Source organism: Streptomyces sp. NPDC038200 (assembly GCF_055600785.1).
The window spans coordinates 1,087,446-1,104,907 of record NZ_JBVJYH010000001.1; the positions used below are offsets into that span (position 1 = coordinate 1,087,446).

Annotated in this window: 18 protein-coding genes; 9 read left to right on the forward strand and 9 right to left on the reverse strand. The window is 70.6% G+C overall.

The window, feature by feature from the left end; genetic code table 11:
• Positions 1 to 44: 44 nt before the first annotated feature.
• The 5 genes from cysS to ACZ7KF_RS04665 form a co-directional block, all read right to left on the reverse strand.
• Positions 45 to 1,448, reverse strand: coding sequence for a cysteine--tRNA ligase (gene cysS / locus ACZ7KF_RS04645; RefSeq protein ID WP_471069407.1), 1,404 nt, complete (start codon positions 1,446 to 1,448; stop codon positions 45 to 47).
• Between the two features lie 57 nt (positions 1,449 to 1,505).
• A complete protein-coding gene (locus ACZ7KF_RS04650; protein ID WP_471069409.1) occupies positions 1,506 to 1,910 on the reverse strand; it encodes a PPOX class F420-dependent oxidoreductase in 405 nt (134 codons plus the stop codon).
• A gap of 54 nt (positions 1,911 to 1,964) precedes the next feature.
• Positions 1,965 to 2,462, reverse strand: a complete 498-nt coding sequence (ispF, locus tag ACZ7KF_RS04655; protein WP_471069411.1) for a 2-C-methyl-D-erythritol 2,4-cyclodiphosphate synthase — start codon at positions 2,460 to 2,462, stop codon at positions 1,965 to 1,967.
• A complete protein-coding gene (gene ispD, locus ACZ7KF_RS04660) occupies positions 2,452 to 3,204 on the reverse strand; it encodes a 2-C-methyl-D-erythritol 4-phosphate cytidylyltransferase (RefSeq protein ID WP_471069413.1) in 753 nt (250 codons plus the stop codon). The genes ispF and ispD overlap by 11 nt, the downstream gene beginning before the upstream one ends.
• Positions 3,205 to 3,501: 297 nt before the next feature.
• Positions 3,502 to 3,984, reverse strand: coding sequence for a CarD family transcriptional regulator (locus ACZ7KF_RS04665; protein ID WP_003953493.1), 483 nt, complete (start codon positions 3,982 to 3,984; stop codon positions 3,502 to 3,504).
• Positions 3,985 to 4,599: 615 nt separating this feature from the next.
• Between ACZ7KF_RS04665 and ACZ7KF_RS04670 the strand changes: the two genes are divergently transcribed.
• Positions 4,600 to 5,292: a copper chaperone PCu(A)C domain-containing protein gene (locus ACZ7KF_RS04670; RefSeq protein ID WP_471069415.1), complete on the forward strand. Its 693-nt coding sequence runs from the start codon at positions 4,600 to 4,602 to the stop codon at positions 5,290 to 5,292.
• A 218-nt stretch (positions 5,293 to 5,510) separates the two neighbouring features.
• Here ACZ7KF_RS04670 and phoP read toward each other — a convergent pair whose 3' ends face one another.
• Together phoP and phoR are read right to left on the reverse strand one after the other, a co-directional pair.
• The gene (phoP, locus tag ACZ7KF_RS04675) at positions 5,511 to 6,191 is read right to left on the reverse strand and encodes a two-component system response regulator PhoP (protein WP_014673455.1); all 681 of its coding nucleotides are present in this window, start codon (positions 6,189 to 6,191) and stop codon (positions 5,511 to 5,513) included.
• On the reverse strand, positions 6,188 to 7,438 hold the full coding sequence (gene phoR, locus ACZ7KF_RS04680; protein WP_471069418.1) for a two-component system sensor histidine kinase PhoR: 1,251 nt from the start codon (positions 7,436 to 7,438) through the stop codon (positions 6,188 to 6,190). Before phoR ends, phoP begins: the two co-directional genes overlap by 4 nt.
• A 239-nt stretch (positions 7,439 to 7,677) precedes the next feature.
• Between phoR and phoU the strand changes: the two genes are divergently transcribed.
• From phoU to ACZ7KF_RS04695, 3 genes are all read left to right on the forward strand, one after another.
• Entirely contained in the window at positions 7,678 to 8,367 is a 690-nt protein-coding gene (gene phoU, locus ACZ7KF_RS04685; RefSeq protein ID WP_471069420.1) for a phosphate signaling complex protein PhoU, read from the forward strand.
• 269 nt (positions 8,368 to 8,636) lie between these two features.
• Entirely contained in the window at positions 8,637 to 8,792 is a 156-nt protein-coding gene (locus ACZ7KF_RS04690; protein ID WP_471069422.1) for a hypothetical protein, read from the forward strand.
• A 142-nt stretch (positions 8,793 to 8,934) separates the two neighbouring features.
• Positions 8,935 to 9,183, forward strand: a complete 249-nt coding sequence (locus tag ACZ7KF_RS04695) for an SCO4226 family nickel-binding protein (RefSeq protein ID WP_471069424.1) — start codon at positions 8,935 to 8,937, stop codon at positions 9,181 to 9,183.
• A gap of 160 nt (positions 9,184 to 9,343) precedes the next feature.
• Here ACZ7KF_RS04695 and ACZ7KF_RS04700 read toward each other — a convergent pair whose 3' ends face one another.
• The gene (locus ACZ7KF_RS04700) at positions 9,344 to 10,357 is read right to left on the reverse strand and encodes a GAF and ANTAR domain-containing protein (protein ID WP_471069426.1); all 1,014 of its coding nucleotides are present in this window, start codon (positions 10,355 to 10,357) and stop codon (positions 9,344 to 9,346) included.
• A gap of 282 nt (positions 10,358 to 10,639) precedes the next feature.
• Between ACZ7KF_RS04700 and ACZ7KF_RS04705 the strand changes: the two genes are divergently transcribed.
• The 4 genes from ACZ7KF_RS04705 to ACZ7KF_RS04720 all read left to right on the forward strand — a co-directional run bounded on the left by ACZ7KF_RS04705 (position 10,640) and on the right by ACZ7KF_RS04720 (position 14,477).
• Positions 10,640 to 11,146 carry an SMI1/KNR4 family protein gene (locus ACZ7KF_RS04705; protein WP_471069428.1) on the forward strand — a complete coding sequence of 169 codons (507 nt, stop codon included), beginning with the start codon at positions 10,640 to 10,642 and terminating at the stop codon, positions 11,144 to 11,146.
• 159 nt (positions 11,147 to 11,305) lie between these two features.
• Complete coding sequence (locus ACZ7KF_RS04710) at positions 11,306 to 12,388, forward strand: DNA polymerase III subunit beta family protein (RefSeq protein WP_471069430.1); 1,083 nt, start codon at positions 11,306 to 11,308, stop codon at positions 12,386 to 12,388.
• Positions 12,389 to 12,615: 227 nt separating this feature from the next.
• Complete coding sequence (locus ACZ7KF_RS04715) at positions 12,616 to 13,392, forward strand: hypothetical protein (RefSeq protein ID WP_471069432.1); 777 nt, start codon at positions 12,616 to 12,618, stop codon at positions 13,390 to 13,392.
• 287 nt (positions 13,393 to 13,679) lie between these two features.
• Positions 13,680 to 14,477 (forward strand): DUF1963 domain-containing protein, encoded by a 798-nt coding sequence (locus ACZ7KF_RS04720; protein WP_471069434.1) that lies wholly within the window; start codon positions 13,680 to 13,682, stop codon positions 14,475 to 14,477.
• A 327-nt stretch (positions 14,478 to 14,804) separates the two neighbouring features.
• Here the strand turns inward: ACZ7KF_RS04720 and ACZ7KF_RS04725 are convergent, their stop codons facing one another.
• Positions 14,805 to 15,566, reverse strand: a complete 762-nt coding sequence (locus tag ACZ7KF_RS04725) for a phosphoglyceromutase (protein ID WP_471069436.1) — start codon at positions 15,564 to 15,566, stop codon at positions 14,805 to 14,807.
• 218 nt (positions 15,567 to 15,784) lie between these two features.
• Here ACZ7KF_RS04725 and ACZ7KF_RS04730 point away from each other — a divergent pair, with 218 nt between their 5' ends.
• Entirely contained in the window at positions 15,785 to 17,452 is a 1,668-nt protein-coding gene (locus ACZ7KF_RS04730) for a stealth family protein (protein ID WP_471069438.1), read from the forward strand.
• Positions 17,453 to 17,462: the final 10 nt, after the last annotated feature.

Genomic DNA, 17,462 nt, shown 5'->3' on the forward strand with positions numbered 1-17,462 from the left:
TGTGCCGCCCGGAGGGCCGGGCGGCACAATCGATCAAGCGCGGACTAGCGCGGGCCGAGGCTCCAGCGCGGTCCCTGCGGGCCGTCCTCGATGACGAGTCCGGACTGCTTGAGCTGGTCGCGGATGGCGTCCGCGGTGGCCCAGTCCTTGCGGGCGCGGGCGGACTCGCGCTGGTCGAGGACGAGGCGGACGAGGCTGTCGACCACGCCGTTGAGGTCCTCGGTGCGGTCGCCGGACTCGTCGGCCCAGTGGGGGTGGAGCGGGTCGAGGCCGAGGACGCCGAGCATGGCGCGTACCTCGGCGAGCCGGGCGACGGCGGCTTCCTTGTCGTCGGCGGCCAGTGCGCTGTTGCCCTGGCGGACGGTGGTGTGCACGACGGCGAGGGCCTGGGGGACGCCCAGGTCGTCGTCCATCGCCTCGGCGAAGGCGGGCGGGACCTCGGCGGCCGGTTCGACGGTCTTCCCGGCCAGCTCGGTGACCCGCTGGACGAAGCCCTCGATGCGGGCGAACGCGGACTCGGCCTCGCGCAGCGACTCCTCGCTGTATTCGATCATCGAGCGGTAGTGCGGGGTGCCGAGGTAGTAGCGCAGGACGATCGGGCGCCACTGCTTGACCATCTCGCTGACCAGGACGCTGTTGCCGAGCGACTTGGACATCTTGTCGCCGGCCATGGTGACCCAGGCGTTGTGCACCCAGTACCGGGCGAAGTCGTCGCCGTAGGCCTTGGCCTGGGCGATCTCGTTCTCGTGGTGGGGGAAGATCAGGTCGAGGCCGCCGCCGTGGACGTCGAAGGCGGAGCCCAGGTACTTGTGGGCCATCGCCGAGCATTCCAGGTGCCAGCCGGGGCGGCCGGGGCCCCAGGGGGTCGGCCAGGTCGGCTCGCCGGGCTTGGCGGACTTCCACATGGCGAAGTCGCGGGGGTCGCGCTTGCCGGTCTCGCCGGCGCCCGAGGGCTGCTGGAGGTTGTCCAGCTCCTGGCGGGACAGCTGCAGGTAGCCGGGGAAGGAGCGCACGTCGAAGTAGACGTTGCCGTCGGCCTCGTAGGCGTGTCCGCGCTCGATGAGGCCCTGCATCATCTCGATCATCTCGGTGATGTGGCCGGTGGCGCGGGGTTCGTACGTCGGGGGCAGGCAACCGAGGGCGTCGTAGCCCTCGTTGAACGCGCGCTCGTTCTCGTACCCGATCGACCACCACGGCCGGTGCTGCTCGTGGCTCTTGGTGATGATCTTGTCGTCGATGTCGGTGACGTTGCGGACGAACGTCACCTCGTAGCCGCGGTACTCGAACCAGCGGCGCATGATGTCGAAGTTGAGACCCGAGCGGATGTGGCCGATATGGGGTGCCGCCTGCACGGTGGCGCCACAGAGGTAGATCGAGACACAGCCCGGCTTGAGCGGGATGAAGTCACGGATCTGCCGGGCACTGGTGTCGTACAGGCGAATAGTCACCTCTCCAGGGTAGTGGGCGCCGGGCAGTGCCATGCGCCTTCCCCGGAGGATGGCGTCTCACATCATCCCGACGACCTTCTGCGGCCGGATCCGCACCACCACGCGCTGGGCGTCCTGCGCGGAGGCGGGGTTGAAGTCCGCGTAGTCCTTGCCGGTGTACTTGCGGCTCAGTTCGTCGATGAGTTCCGCGCCGCCGTCCGTCGTGATGTCGGCGGTGCCGCGGATCTCGGCGTACTCGTAGGGCTGCTCGGGGTTCATGACGACGACCGTCACCCGGGGGTCGCGCCGCAGGTTCTTCTCCTTGCGGCGGCCGACGGTCGTGGAGAAGAGGACGTCGTCGCCGTCGCGCTTCACCCAGACCGGGGACATCTGCGGGCTGCCGTCGGGCTGGACGGTGCCGACGACGATGAACACGGTGCTGTCGAGGAGGGATTTCAGGCGGTCGGACAGGGCAGCGGACACGGGTACCTCCCAAAGGCCGGTCGGCGGTGACTCTCCGGGTACCCTCGCACGCCCTCAGCTCACCCGCACGACGAGCGCGGTCGCCACCGCCATGAGCCCCTCCTCGCGGCCGGGGAAGCCGAGGCCGTCGGTCGTCGCGCCGGAGACCGACACGGGAGCGCCGGCCGCCTCGGAGAGGATCTTCTGGGCTTCGTCGCGGCGCTTGCCGACCTTGGGGCGGGGGCCGACGACCTGGACGGCGATGTTGCCGACGGTGAAGCCCGCCGCGCGCACGATCCGGGCGGCCTCGGTGAGCAGGGTGACCCCGGAGGCGCCGGACCATTCCGGGCGGCCGGTGCCGAAGTGCTGTCCGAGGTCGCCGAGTCCGGCGGCGGAGAAGAGGGCGTTGCAGGCCGCGTGGGCGACGACGTCGGCGTCGGAGTGGCCGGCCAGGCCGGGCCCCTCGCCGTCCCACTTCAGGCCCGCGCACCACAGCTCGCGGCCCTCTTCGAAGGCGTGGATGTCGGTGCCGATACCGACCTGCGGGAGGGGGTAGGGCGCCTCAGAAGCCATCGTTCAGCCTCCGGCGGGCCAGGACCGCTTCGGCGAGGACGAGGTCCAGGGGGCGGGTGACCTTGAAGGCCTCCTCGTGGCCGGGGACGGCCACGACGGTCAGCCCCAGCTGCTCCACCATGCTCGCGTCGTCGGTGACGTTGTCGGTGACGGTCTCGTGGGCGCGGACCAGGGTCGCCCGGTCGAAGCCCTGCGGGGTCTGCACGGCACGCAGGCGGGCTCGCGCGGGGGTGGCGACGACCGGCTCCGGCCCGCCGGCCTCGGCCGCGGGCTCGACCTCCTTGACCGTGTCGGCCAGCGGCAGGGCGGGCACCACGGCGGGGGCGCCGTCGCGCACGGCCTCGATGACCCCGTCGACCGTGTCGACGGGGACCAGCGGGCGGGCCGCGTCGTGGACCAGGACGATCCCGTACTGCGGCGGCAGCGCGTCCAGGCCGAGCCGGACCGATTCCTGCCGGGACTCTCCACCGGGGACGACCAGGAAGTCGGTCCGCTCGGGCAGGGAGTGGGCGTCGAGCAGGGACTTGACCTCGGCGGCGCCGTCGGGCGGGGCCACGACGACGACCAGGGAGACATGGCGGGACGCGGCGAGGGCGCGGACCGCGTGGATGAGCATGGGCGTGCCGTTCAGCGCGCGGAGTGCCTTGGGGGCGCCCGGACCGAGGCGCACGCCCCGGCCTGCGGCGGGAATCACGGCGGCGACGGGGGTCTGCGCGGGCGTGGAGCGCGATTCGTCAGACATCGGTTCCTGTCAAGGTTTGTGTGCTCGACCTACGTGGGTATGGCCTGGAGGAGTGCCGGGCGCGACGCCTTGACCGGACCCTTTCCGTGACCCTGGTCGAGCCATCCGCCCGGGCCCGGCATCTCAAGTATCGGGGGGTTGTTCCGAGGGCTGCCCGGAGAACACCCGCAGCGGGGGACGAACGTGCTGCGGGGACGAACATGCCGCAGCGCCCGGCGACAGGATCAGTGTCATCGGGCACCGCGGCATTTCACTGTGCTGAGCGTGCCGGAAGCGAGGGTTCGCTGCCGCTGCGCGTCAGGAGGCGAGCACCTCGTCGAGCAGGGCCTCGGCCTTGTCCTCGTTCGTGTTCTCCGCGAGCGCCAGCTCGCTCACCAGGATCTGGCGAGCCTTGGCGAGCATGCGCTTCTCGCCGGCGGACAGTCCGCGCTCGCGCTCGCGACGCCACAGGTCACGCACGACTTCCGCGACCTTGATGACATCGCCGGAGGCGAGCTTCTCCAGGTTTGCCTTGTAGCGACGCGACCAGTTCGTGGGCTCCTCGGCATACGGCGCGCGCAGCACCTCGAAGACCCGGTCCAGCCCGTCCTGACCGACCACATCACGCACGCCGACGAACTCCGCATTGTCCGCTGGCACACGTACCGTCAGGTCACCCTGGGCGACCTTCAGCACCAAGTAGGTCTTGTCCACGCCTTTGATCTGGCGAGTTTCGATGGCCTCGATCAGCGCGGCCCCGTGATGGGGATAGACCACGGTGTCGCCAACCTTGAACGTCATGTGACAGGTACCCCTTCCGTGGCTATCCAGGGTAACACGGATACGGCGTCTTCTGAATGGCGTTTTCGCAGGTCAGGGCATATCTCGGGGCTTGACAACAGCAACCGGAACGTGCTGCGAGCAGCTCTCACGAGCGGGTATTCGCAGGTCGGAGGGGCTCTCCGGGTGAGGTGAAACGCGTACGTTACACGCCCCGGAAGGCGACTCCAAGTGGAGGAACGTCCCGTTTTGTCCAGTCTCAAGCGTACGACTTCCGCTACTCCGTTCGGTGACCGGAGGCGGATGTGAGACGAATCAGAAATTGATCAACGACCTCCGGACGCGTCCGCCGTGATCAATATCGGGGAGGTTCACGCATTCCTTCACAGAGATTTCGCGAGGGGCGTCGAGAGGGGTCACCGCCGCGTTATGTGAATGGCAGACGAGCTGCTCCGCAATGTGACCGCGGAGTCGCTCGTGCCCCGCCGGGTACCCCCACCTGGAGGGAAGCCCGCCGCTTGGGGGAGGGTCGGGTGCGGCGGCGTGGGAACGGCTCGGTAACCTAAGGCCGCTGACAGACACTTAGGGTGGCTTTATAAGGGGAGCCGCCCGCGCGTTCAAGGAGTTGCCGCCGCCGTGAGCAGCAGCCTTCGACGCGGCGCCCTCGCCGCCTCCGCCATCGTCTTCTCGATCGCCTCGCTCGCCGCCTGTGGCGCCGGCAACAACTCCCAGACCCTGGAGATCAAGCCGGACAACGCGGCCACCAGCGTCGGGGACATCAAGATCCAGAATGCCACGATCATCACCCAGCCCGACCTGAAGGCGACGGGGCCGGCCGCGGTCTCCGCGACCCTGTTCAACGCGGGCGCCACCGACCAGACGCTCCAGTCGATCACCCTCCCGGACTCGAACGAGACCGTGAAGCTGACCCCCGCCAAGGGCAAGGGCCTGACCGTCCCGGCCCACGGCTCCCTGGTCGTCGGCGGCAAGGACAACGCCTCCGCCGTGATCCCCAACGGCCGCGAGTCGGTCCAGGACGGCAACGCCCAGAAGGTCACCTTCACCCTCAGCAAGACCGGTGAGGTCAGCCTGCGTGCCTTCGTGGTGCCGGCCACCAGCTACTTCGACAAGTGGGGTCCGTCCGAGATCCCGACCCCCTCCGCCTCGGCGCCCGCCTCCGGCGCCCCGGGCGCGAGCGCGTCCAGCAGCGGCAAGCCGGGGAAGGGGGACAAGGAGACCCCGTCCGGCTCCGCCTCCTCCTCCGCCTCGGCCTCCGAGGAAGCCGTCACCCCGAGCGACTCCGCGTCGCAGTCGGCCACCGAGCACTGACCTGCCGTACGGCGAAGGGCGGCACCCCGTGCGGGGTGCCGCCCTTCGTCGTCCGTGTCCGCCGACGGACGCGTCGCGCTCCGACCGCCGTCGGCGTCGCGCGCCCACCGCCGTCCGGGGTCCGCCGGCTAGAGCGGTCCACGACGGACGCGGTCCACGACGGACGCGGTCCGCGGCGGGTGCGGTCCACGACGGACGCGGTCCGCGGCGGGTGCGGTCTACGGCTCGAACTTGTAGCCCAGGCCCCGGACCGTCACCAGGTACCGCGGCGCGCCGGGGTCCGGCTCGATCTTGGCGCGCAGGCGCTTGACGTGGACGTCCAGGGTCTTGGTGTCACCGACGTAGTCGGCGCCCCAGACGCGGTCGATGAGCTGCATGCGGGTGAGCACACGGCCCGCGTTGCGCAGCAGCATCTCCAGCAGGTCGAACTCCTTCAGCGGAAGGTCGACCTTGGAGCCGCCGACGGTGACCACGTGCCGGTCGACGTCCATGCGGACCGGGCCGGCCTCCAGCGCGGCCGGGGTGACCTCCTCCGGCTCGCCGCGACGGCGCAGGACGGCCCGGATACGGGCGACCAGCTCGCGCGAGGAGAAGGGCTTGGTGACGTAGTCGTCGGCTCCTATTTCGAGACCGACGACCTTGTCGATCTCGCTGTCCTTCGCGGTCACCATGATCACGGGGACGTTGGAACGGCCGCGCAGCTGGCGGCAGACCTCGGTGCCGGGCAGACCCGGCAGCATCAGGTCGAGAAGGACCAGATCGGCGCCGTTGCGCTCGAACTCGTCCAGTCCGTCGGGACCGGTCGCCGCGACGGCGACCTCGAAGCCCTCCTTGCGGAGCATGTACGACAGGGCGTCGGAGAAGGACTCCTCGTCCTCGACGACGAGCACACGGGTCACGGAAGGACCTCCGGGGCGGGAAGCGGTTCGTACGGGGATGAGTCGGCGGGCCCGGCCTCGTCGTCGAGGTCGGGATGCTGCCCGGCGCGGTCGCGTGCCACGCCCGCCTCCGGCAGTCTGAGGGTGAAGGTGGAGCCCTGGCCTTCGGCGCTCCACACCGTGACCTCCCCGCCGTGCGAGGCGACCACGTGCTTGACGATGGCGAGACCCAGACCGGTGCCGCCGGTGGCCCGCGAGCGGGCGGGATCGACACGGTAGAAGCGCTCGAAGATGCGCTCCTTGTCCCTGTCCGAGATGCCGATGCCCTGGTCGGTCACGGCAAGCTCGATCATGTCGCCGCCGGGCGCGGAGAGGCGGCGGGCGGCTATGCCCACGCGGGTGCGGGCCGGGGAGTAGTTGACGGCGTTCTCGACCAGGTTGCCGAGGGCCGCGGCGAGCTGGCCGCGATTGCCCCACACGTGCAGGTCGGCGGTGCCTCCGGCGGCCATGGTGATCTGCTTCGTGCCCGCCTGGTGGCGGCAGCGGTCTATGGCCTCGGCGACCAGCTCGTCCACGCGGACGGGCTCGGCGTCCTCCAGCGGGTCGTCGTTCTGCACCCGCGAGAGGTCGATCAGTTCCTGGACCAGGTTGGTGAGGCGGGTCGCCTCGATCTGCATCCGGCCGGCGAAGCGCTGGACGGCCTCGGGATCGTCGGAGGCGTCCATGACGGCCTCGGAGAGCAGGGACAGCGCGCCGACGGGCGTCTTCAGCTCATGGCTGACGTTCGCCACGAAGTCGCGTCGTACCGCCTCGATCCTGCGGGCCTCCGTCAGATCCTCGACCAGCAGCAGGACCAGGCGGGAGCCGAGCGGGGCCACGCGCGCGGAGACGGCGAGGGCCTCGCCCCGTCCGGTGCCGCGCCGCGGCAGGTCCAGCTCGACCTGGCGTATCTCGCCGTCCCGTCTGGTGTCCCGGGCCATCTGGAGCATGGGCTCGATGGCGAGCGTGCCGCCGCGGACCAGCCCGAGGGCGTAGGCGGCGGAGCTGGCCTTGACCACGGCGTCGGCCTCGTCGAGGACGACTGCGGAGGAGCGCAGCACCGACAGAACGGTGTCCACGCCGGGCGGGAGTACGGGATCAGTGTGCAAGGAAGTCCTGGTCGGTCGCTTCTGGTCGCGTTCGCTCCAGCGGAACGCCAGCATGGCGATGACGCCGGTCAGTGCCCCGGCGATCGCTGCTGCTGCGGCGACCGCCGCGTTCACGTCCATGCCCCCAGGTTAGGCATGCCCTCCGACATGACCACAGCCGTCGAGGTGCGACCTCGAACACTCGTCGCCCAGAGTTCACCTAGGAGCCAGTACTGGTTCATTTGGGATGGCGGAAACAGACGCGTACGGGGCACAGCGTGGAAGCGTGGGGTTCGTACCGCCGTTTTTCGACAGGGGGCGCACGCGTGACGTGACGGCCCCCGAACCCCCCGAACGATGACGCACGAGAGGGAACCCTGATGCGGGACGCGTACCACGAGGAACTGGACTCGATCGGCGACGGACTGGTGGAGATGGCCCGGCTGGTCGGATCGGCGATCGGGCGCGCCACGACCGCCATGCTCGACGCCGATCTGAAGCTGGCCGAGAGCGTGATCGAGGCCGACCAGAAGGTCGACGAACTCCAGCACGACCTGGAGGCCCGGGCGATAGCCCTGCTGGCCCGGCAGCAGCCGGTGGCGACCGACCTGCGGATAGTCGTCACCTCGCTGCGCATGTCCGCCGACCTGGAGCGCTCCGGCGACCTCGCCCAGCACGTGGCGAAGCTGGCCCGGCTGCGCTTCCCCGCGCGTGCGGTCCCCAACGACCTGCACGCCACCCTCCTGGAGATGGGCCAGCTCGCGCAGCGCCTGATGGCGAAGGCCGCCGAGGTGATCATCACCAAGGACGTCGACCTGGCCCTCCAGCTGGAGCAGGACGACGACGAGATGGACCTCCTCCACCGCACTCTCTTCCAGCACCTGATCGACGATCGCTGGAAGCACGGCATCGAGACGGCCGTGGACGTCACCCTGCTGGGCCGCTACTACGAGCGGTACGCCGACCACGCCGTGGCCGTGGCCAAGCGCGTGGTCTACCTGGTCACCGGCGAGCACGCGGACGAGCTGCAGCCGGACATCCAGCCGGTGACGGGCGTCGAGGGGCCCTGACGTCCGCGAGGGCCCCTATCAGGGGGTGTGGGTGAGGTCCGTGCAGCGGGGGCCCCGCTGTTGCGGGGTGCCTCCGCTGTCGCCGGGCGCGTGCGGGGTGGGCCGGGCGGCTTCGGGGTGGGCCGGGCGCCTTCGGTGGAGGGCGGGCGCCTTCGGTGGAGGGCGGGCGCCCGCGGGGAGGCCGGCGCCTCCGTGCGCCGTTGATGCGCCCGGCAGAACGGGCATGACATAGGCGAGGGCACCCCTGCCCACAGGTCTAGGAGGGACCCATGGCCGAATCCCCCGGCACCACGCCCGACCCCACCCAGCAGCGCGAGACCCAGCAGCCCGCCGAGATCAAGAGCCTGCCGCTGGTCGGCGCGTGCGGCTGCGGCTCGGGCTGCGGCTGCGGGTGCCAGTCGGGCAACCCCTGCCAGTGCGGCTGACCAGTGCGGATGTACGGCACCCGGGGCCGGTGCGGACGCGGTCCGCACCGGCCCCTCGCCGTACCGGATGCCCCTCCCGCCCGCCGGGCGCAGCATGGACGTGAGCAGGCGGGACGCACAGGCGGGACGGAGGCGTGAGGTCATGGCCAAGTTCATGGACGTACACCGCGGTATGCAGGGCATCACGGCCGATCAGCTGATGGAGGCGCACCAGGCCGACCTCGCGATCGAGAGCGACGAGGGCGTGCACTTCGAGAGCGCCTGGGCGGACCCGGAGTCCGGGTTCGTCTACTGCCTCTCCGAGGCGCCCTCGGCGGAGGCCGTCCAGCGCGTGCACGAACGCGCCGGGCACCGCGCGGACGAGGTGCATCCGGTACCGCTCCACGTCTGAGGACCGGACGACGGAGGGCTGCTGGTCCGCGGGGGCTGCTGACTGCCGGACTACTGGGCCGGCGGACTGCCGGGCCGGCGGTCAGAGGTCTGCGCGCGCGGTGGGGCGGATCCTCCAGGGGGCCGCGGAGGGTGGTCGTGCGCTGCCGGTTCACGGCTCGTCACCGCTCACCGTCTTCCGGGTCACCGCTGCCCTGCGGGTCACTGCCCTCGGCGGGATGCTCCGGATCACCGGCGTACCGTCCGGAGTCCCCGGCGTACGGGCGGCCAGGGTGCTCGGCATGCGGGGGGCCAGGGTCCCGGGCACGCGGGGGGCCAGGGTCCCCGGCGTACGGGTGGCCGGGATCGCCGTCGTACGACTCCGGCCGGAAGGTCAGCCGGCGGGCCAGGACCTCCCAGGCGATCTGGCTGACCGTGCGGCCCTCGGCGTAGGCGCGGGCCCGCAACCGGTCCAGGGCCTGCTCGGGATCCACGTCCAGTTGCACCATCACCATGCCGACCGCCTGGTAGACCTCGGTGTGGTCGGCCTCGGAGGCCGCCACCCAGGACGCCACCTCGTCCTCCGTGTCCGCATCGGTGTCCTCGGCGGTGCCGTCCTGGTCGTCGTGGCGGCGGGCGGCGCGGGCGGCGGCCTGGAGGTTCACCAGGGCGAAGGTGACCGCGTCCCGTACCCACAGCGCGGTCCGCAGGTCCGGTTCCGCGATCCCGCCCGCCTGATCGCTGTACAGGTCGAGCGTGCCGACGGCGGCGCCGCTGACACCGAGCGGCAGCGAGAACACGGCCCGGACGCCGAGGCCCACCGCCTCGTGCGCGAAGATCGGCCAGCGGCCGGCGTCGGGGCCCTGGGTGAGGTCGCCCGCGATGACCGGGTTGCCGTGGTCGAGGGCGGTCTGGCAGGGACCGTCGCCCACGGTGTACTGGAGTTCGGCCAGCCGGGCGGCGACCCGGTCGCTGGCGCACCAGGTCACGCGGATGCCCTTGCCACCCGAGATCGAGACGGAGGCACCGCTGATCGGCAGCAGCTGCACACAGGCCGCGCACAACGCGCCGGGGACGGCCTGCTGATCGTCCGCACCCCGCGCGGCAGCGGCCAGCGTCTCACTGACCCGTAGCCGCGCCTCTGCGTCGGGCGGCACGCCACCGCCCGGCGGCGGTCCGGATTCCTGGGGCGGCATGCTGATCACCCCCAAGGCTCGGTCTCGACCGCCATGATCCATCGGTATTCGGCTACCGAGTTTCCCGGAGCGGCGAAAGTAACTGCGCGATTTCCACGCCCACGGCATGGCCGGGCGGGGCTGGGCTGGACCGGGCTGGTCTGGGCTGGGCTGGACTCTCGACTGGAGTGGACCGGGGTGTACCTGGCCGGAACGTGCCCGGCGGGGAGACGGCCGACCGGCACGGACTCCCGAAGGCCGGTCGGCGTGGACTCCCGGAGGCCGGTACCCGATCATCGACCGGTGACGGACGAAGAGATCATCGAGCGGGTCCGCGCCCACGCCCGGGCGTGGGCGCTGCCGCCCCCGGCGCCGCCGGAGGCCGCCGCGGAGCTGGAAGCGATCATCGGCCGGCCCCTGCCCACGCTGCTGCGGCGGCTGTACCTCGACGTCGCGAACGGCGGCTTCGGCCCGGACGGTGTCGTGTCCCTGACCGACGCGGGCAAGTGGTACAGCGACGAGGAATCCCTCCTCCGGATGGCCCGCGACTTCGGCTCACCCGACCCTGATCTCACCTGGCCCCCGCGCCACACGGTGCCCCTGATGACGCTCGGCTGCGCGATCTGGTGGTCCGTCGACTTCAGCACGCCGGAAGGCCGCATGTGGGGTTGGGACCCGAACGTCCGCTGTGAGCGGCACTGCTTCTTCCCGACGCGGTTCACATTGGCGCAGTGGCTGACGGACTGGTTGAACGGCAACCGCACGTTCCCCGAACCGCCGCCCGCCCCGGCGGACTGCCCCGAATGCTGAACGGCCCACCGAGGGGGTGCTCGGGTCCGGTCGCGACCGGACCGAACGGCCCGCCCAGGCAGCGCTCCGGTCGAGTCGCGGCGACCGCGGACGTCCTGGTCGATCGAGGTTGACCCTCTACCTTGTGCAGGGCTCAGGGTTCCGGGTGTGGAGAGCGAGATGCGGAGCATCGGTGAGATGGCCCGGGACAGCGGACTGGGCGTGAGCGCCCTGCGGTTCTACGACCGTGCCGGTGTGCTGGTCCCCACGTGGGTGGACCCGACGAGCGGATACCGCTGGTACGGCCCCGCCCAGCTGGAGGAGGCGCGTCTGCTGGCCCGGTTGCGTCGGGCCGGCATGCCGCTGGCGGACATCCGGCTCGTCCTGGCCGGCTGGTCCGGTGCGGACAAGGACCTGGTGACCGAACTGCTCCAGGCGCATCTGCGCCGTCTCGAACGGGATCTGACCGATGCCCGCGAGGAGTTCTCCACGCTCCGGAACCTACTCGCATGCAGGGAGAACCCCGTGACTGCCAGGGAATCCACCATCAGCCGGCCGACCGCCTCCGCCCCCGAGCTGGCAGCCGCCCTGGACGCGGTCCGTTTCGCGGCCGGTACCGATCCGGAGCTGCCGATGCTGGGCGGTGTCCTGTTCGACATCGAAGGCGAGGCACTGCACGTCGTGGCCACCGACCGGTACCGGATGGCGGTCGCGCGGGCCGGCGCCACCGGGCACGACGGACCCGCTGTGCGCGTCGTCGTGCCCGCCCCGCTCGTCGACGCGATGCGGGCGGTGCTGGACGTCGAGGGATCCGCGCGGCTCTCCGTGGACGGTGATCGAGTGGCGCTGGAGACGGAGGACGGCCGGGTGTCGGGCCGGCACCTCGACCACGACTTCCCCGACTACCGTCGCCTCGTCCGCTTGCCGGCCGGACGCCGCGCCCTCGTCGACGTGCCGGTCCTCCGCGAGGCGGTGGCGAGCGGCCCCGTCCGCACGAGCGAGATGCGCGATCAGGGCGGGCACTCCCACGACCTCAGCGTGCTGAAGGTGGCGCGCGACGGCACCGTGGTCGTCTGCGAGGACGGTGACGACGACCAGAACCAGGTGGCCGTCGACCGCGCGTTCCTGCTGGACGCGCTCGCTGCCGGCGACCGGGACCGACTGATTCTGGAGTTCGGGGCCCCGACGGCGCCGATCGCGATCCGCCGGCCCGACGACGAGGAGACGTTCTCGATCCTGATGCCCGTACGCCTGGACCACTGACGCCCCTGGCTCCGGCCGGATGAGCCGAGGTCGGGCCCGGAAGGTGGAGCGCGGATTCGCGCCGGCGAACAAGGCGGCGCGCTCAAGGCCACCGCCCGGCAGTCGTCGCTCGCCGCACCTCCGCTCCCAGCCCTTCTGACGTGCCACGATCGGCCCGTCTCACTCCTGGGACCACACCCACTCATATAGTGCGACTGCATATATGGAACGCAAAGGGCGGGGTTGTGGTGACAGGCAGGGCAGGGCGGCTGGCCGTTCTGGGTGCGGTGGGGACGGCACTGGCGCTGACCGCTTGTGACGCCGGCGCGGGCGGCTCGGGCCAGGACGGGCGGCGCACGGACGGTGACCTGCTGTCGCACTCCCTCCGCCTGCTGGAGGACGCACCGTCGGTACGGGTCACGACCAGGGCCGCGGTGGCCATGGGCGGGGACGTCGAGATCAGCGTCGACCACGAGAAGAACTGCCGCGTCGACGCCCAGGGCGGAATCTTCCACGTCGTCGTCGAGCGCGGTGACCGTACCTGGATGAGCTGGAGCGACGACCTTCTGGACCGCGGCGGTGCCGTCAGCGAGGAGGGGGCTGAGCTGGCGGAGGGGCTGCGCGGCAAGTGGCTGCGGCTGAGCGGGGACGGCAGGATCCGCGAGAGCATGGTCGACCTGTGCGCCCTGACCGCCGTGCACACCATCGCCGACCGGCTGGCGACCCCCGGCGTGCACGCCTCCCGCGAGGCCGGGGTCACCGAGAACGGCGAACGCCTCGTCCCGCTGCGCCGGGGCGAGGCGGGCGACTCGGTGACCACGTACGTCAAGGCCGACGGCAAGCCGTATCCCCGCAAGCTGGTCGTAGACATGCCCACCTTCGCGCCCGAGCCGGTCGACTTCCGGTTCTACGCCTACGGTGACCCCGTCACGGTGAAGCCGCCGAAGGCAGCGAAGACCGTGCGCTCGGCACGCATCGAAGCCCTGGCGGAGAGAAACCTCGCGGCCGGCCTGCCCAGCCACTGAGGCCCCGGAGATCAACCCACGAAAACGCCCCCGCTCCACGCCGCACGCGTGGACCGAGCGGGTGACGAGAATCGAACTCGCGCTCTCAGCTTGGGAAGCTCGGGTCATCTACCTGTCTTTGCTGGGCTGACCTGCGGCGGAGCGGCTGTGACGCCTGACCAGCGAACGAACTCTTCCCCTGCTCCCCGTAGTTCTCCGCACGGTTTGGCAGACGTCTGGCACGGGCACGGCCGTCTGGTCGTGCTTCAGGGTGGCCAGGGTCAGGCAGAGGTTGGCAAGATCCTGGCATGCAGTTCGACGATCCTGGCAGGCTGAACGACGTGTGCAGCCAGCGGCTCGGTGAGAGGGCCGGTCGGCAGTTCGCTGCCATGGCACGCCGCGGCTTTCGGCTGATCCGCTCAAGCGAAAGGGCCCGGGCAACCGGTCAGTGTCGGCTTGGGGGTCCTGCCCTCCTCGAACCGGAGACCCTCTGGCCCGAACACAACGGTGTTCCGCTGTCCCTCCACGCCGTGCTGGACACGGATGTTCTCGCTACCTGGCTGGGCACGGAACTGCCAGTACGGCCTGGCCTGCTCAACTTCTTCTACCTGGATCCAGACTTGCCGTACGAGGAGTACCGCAAACTGGACCTGTCCGGATCCGGGATGTGTCGCGTCATCCCCGCCGACCCGGCACAGGCAGTCATGGTGGCAGCCCCTCAACCAGCGAGAAGTTACGCGCCAACGCCGGTTCACGCGGCTGAGGTGACCATGCTCCCGGACTGCTGGGACGTTGAGGACGATGACGTGGAGTTCGACAGGGGCCAGCACTGGGGAGCGGCATCGCTGATCCTCAGCGAGATGGGAGATCTCGATGGAAACACCGCTGGCAGTCACTGTGCCTTCGGTTGGCCGGACACCTCGCACACGCTGCAGGTGTCGTCTCGCGACGCAGACGGCGCGGCCGTCCATCTACTCCAGCTTGCCGAGGACACCGAACTCGGGTGGGGTTGGGGTGACGCTGGAACGTTGTATTTCACGATCCCGGCGAAGGCACTCGCGGCTGGCGACTTCCGCAAGGTAGTGGCACAGGTCCTCTGCTGTTGACGCGCACAGCAGGAGGACCCCCTCTGGTGCGCCTGCCTTCACCAGGCCCCCCCTTCCCGCTTGTTCTGGTGCACTTGTGGTGCGGCCCCGTGCGCAGCGCGTACAAGCTGCCGGGGGAGCCGGACGTGTGGCCGAAGGCGGATGTGATCTCGGGGCGGTCGAGGAGATCGTCGCGGCGGGCTAGCCGTTCTGTCCGGGGATCGTCGCACCATCCGGTTCCGCAGGGCGACGTCAGGCGTCGCTCTGCCCGGCCCCCGGCCGCCCATGCCCATGAAGAAGCCCCCCGCTCGCGGAGAAACCGCAGGCAGGGGGCTTGATCAGGCGGGGTTACTTCTTCTTGCCCTGGTTCTTGACCGCCTCGATGGCAGCCGCTGCCGCCTCGGGGTCCAGGTACTTGCCGCCCGGGGTGAGCGGCTTGAAGTCGGCGTCCAGCTCGTAGTAGAGCGGGATGCCCGTCGGGATGTTCAGGCCCGCGATGTCGGCGTCGGAGATGCCGTCGAGGTGCTTGACCAGGGCGCGCAGGCTGTTGCCGTGGGCGGCGACCAGGACCGTGCGGCCGGCCAGGAGGTCGGGGACGATGCCGTCGTACCAGTACGGGAGCATGCGGACGACGACGTCCTTGAGGCACTCGGTGTCCGGGCGCAGCTCCGGGGGGATCGTCGCGTAGCGCGCGTCGTGCGCCTGCGAGAACTCGGAGTCGTCGGCGAGCGGCGGCGGCGGGGTGTCGTACGAGCGGCGCCAGAGCATGAACTGCTCCTCGCCGAACTCGGCCAGCGTCGCCGCCTTGTCCTTGCCCTGGAGGGCACCGTAGTGGCGCTCGTTCAGGCGCCAGGAGCGGTGCACCGGGATCCAGTGGCGGTCCGCGGCCTCCAGCGCCAGCTGCGCGGTGCGGATCGCGCGCTTCTGGAGGGAGGTGTGGACCACGTCGGGGAGAAGATCGGCGTCCTTCAGGAGCTCGCCACCGCGGACTGCCTCCTTCTCGCCCTTCTCGTTCAGGTTCACGTCCACCCAGCCGGTGAACAGGTTCTTCGCGTTCCACTCGCTCTCGCCGTGGCGGAGGAGGATCAGCTTGTACGGTGCGTCGGCCATGGTCCTGAGCCTACCTAAGGATTCTGGGGGCCGCGCCGCCCGTGGGGGCCCAGCCCGCCGGGCCGTGCGGTGGGTGCGGGTCCGCGCTGCCGCCCGCTGAATTCCGGCTTAACTCTTCTACAACCTTTCCTCACATTCATCTGTCTGGTTATCGCCAGGAAGTTGAGGGGTCAGGAAGAGGAGCACCGAACGTGACCGTGCGTTCCTTTGCGCGGCGGATGCGACCGCGAGTCGAGCGGAAAGCCGCCGAGCGGGTCTGGCAGCTGCGCACCATGCGGCGGCGGCGCAAGGCCGCGGTCACGGATCCGGTGCTGCGCCCGGTCGCGGTGCGTGGCCAGCAATTCTACGGCCGGGTCGTGGACCGGTTCCGTGCGGCCGAGGCGGCCGCGCAGAACCTCGATCTTGTCGTGGGCGCGCTGGAACAGGAAGGCATCTCCTATTTCCTGGTGTCCTCCCGGGCGCGTTACACGGTCGGTGTGAACGCCGTCGACCGCGAGCGGTTCCTGACCGCGCTGGAGGCCCGCAACGCGGGTACGGCCGTGTTCATCGGCCGGCCGCTGCCCGGCGGCCAGCTCAAGCACCCCGCGCTGTTCCTGGACGGCGCCCTGCCCGCCGCGCTGCGCACGGCCACCGTGCTGCGCGTCGGCGAGAACCACCTCGGGCCCGCCGGCCAGCTGCTCGCCGGGCCGGAGCTGGCCTGCGACGTGGAGTTCTGGGAGGACGGGGCGGAGCTGCTCGCCTCCGCCGACGGGCCCCGCCGGCTGGCCAAGGTGCAGCCGCAGGCCTCGGCCGACATCTTCGCCGAGTCGCTGGTGACGCCCCGCAACAACGGGATCACGGACGTGCTGCCGGCGAGCGAGCAGAAGCCGGCGACCGTGCGGGTCGGGGAGCGGGAGCTGCCCAGCTTCACGGCGCTCACGCTGCCCACCGTGAACCAGGTGACCTTCCCCGTCGACGTCGTCTACACCTGGGTCGACGGCGAGGAGCCGGCGATGCGGGCGAAGCGGGCCCGCCACCAGGACCGCGGCATCGCCGAGATCCTGGACAAGGAGACCAACGCGTCCCGCTACACCAGTCACGACGAGCTGAAGTACTCGCTGCGCTCGCTGGCGATGTACGCCGACTTCGTCCGGCACATCTACATCGTGACCGACGGCCAGAAGCCGCACTGGCTCGACGACACCGCGCCGGGGATCACGGTCGTCGACCACCGCGACATCTTCCCGGCGGAGGTGCTGCCGGTCTTCAACTCGCACGCGATCGAGACCAGGCTGCACCACATACCGGGCCTGTCGGAGCACTACCTCTACTTCAACGACGACGTCTTCGTCGGCCGCCGGGTCACCCCGGAGCACTTCTTCTTCGGCAGCGGTCTGATGAAGATCCCGGTGTCCCCGCTCAAGATCGGCATCGGCAAGCCGCACGCCGAGGAGACGGCCACCAACTCCGCCAGCAAGAACGTACGACGGCTGCTGCTGGAGAAGTTCGGGCGGATGACCACGAACAACTTCATGCACACCCCGCTGCCGCAGCAGCGCGGCGCGCTGCGGGCGCTGGAGGAGCTGTTCCCGGAGGACGTCCGCCGCACCACCGCGTCCCGGTTCCGCTCGCCGCAGGACATCGCCATGACGGCCCCGCTGCTGTACCAGTACGCGCTGATGACCGGCCGGGGCGTGCCCGGCAAGTTCAGCTTCCGGTACGTGAACATCAGCCGCCCCGACGCCGCGCGGCGCCTGGCCGACCTGCGGCGCAACCGCCGCTTCGACTTCTTCTGCCTCAACGACGTCGACGTGCCGCCGGAGGAGCGGGAGCAGGTCAGCGTCCGGATGCACGAGTTCCTGGAGAACTACTTCCCCTTCCCGAGCCCCTTCGAGAAGCAGAGCTGACGGGCTGCGG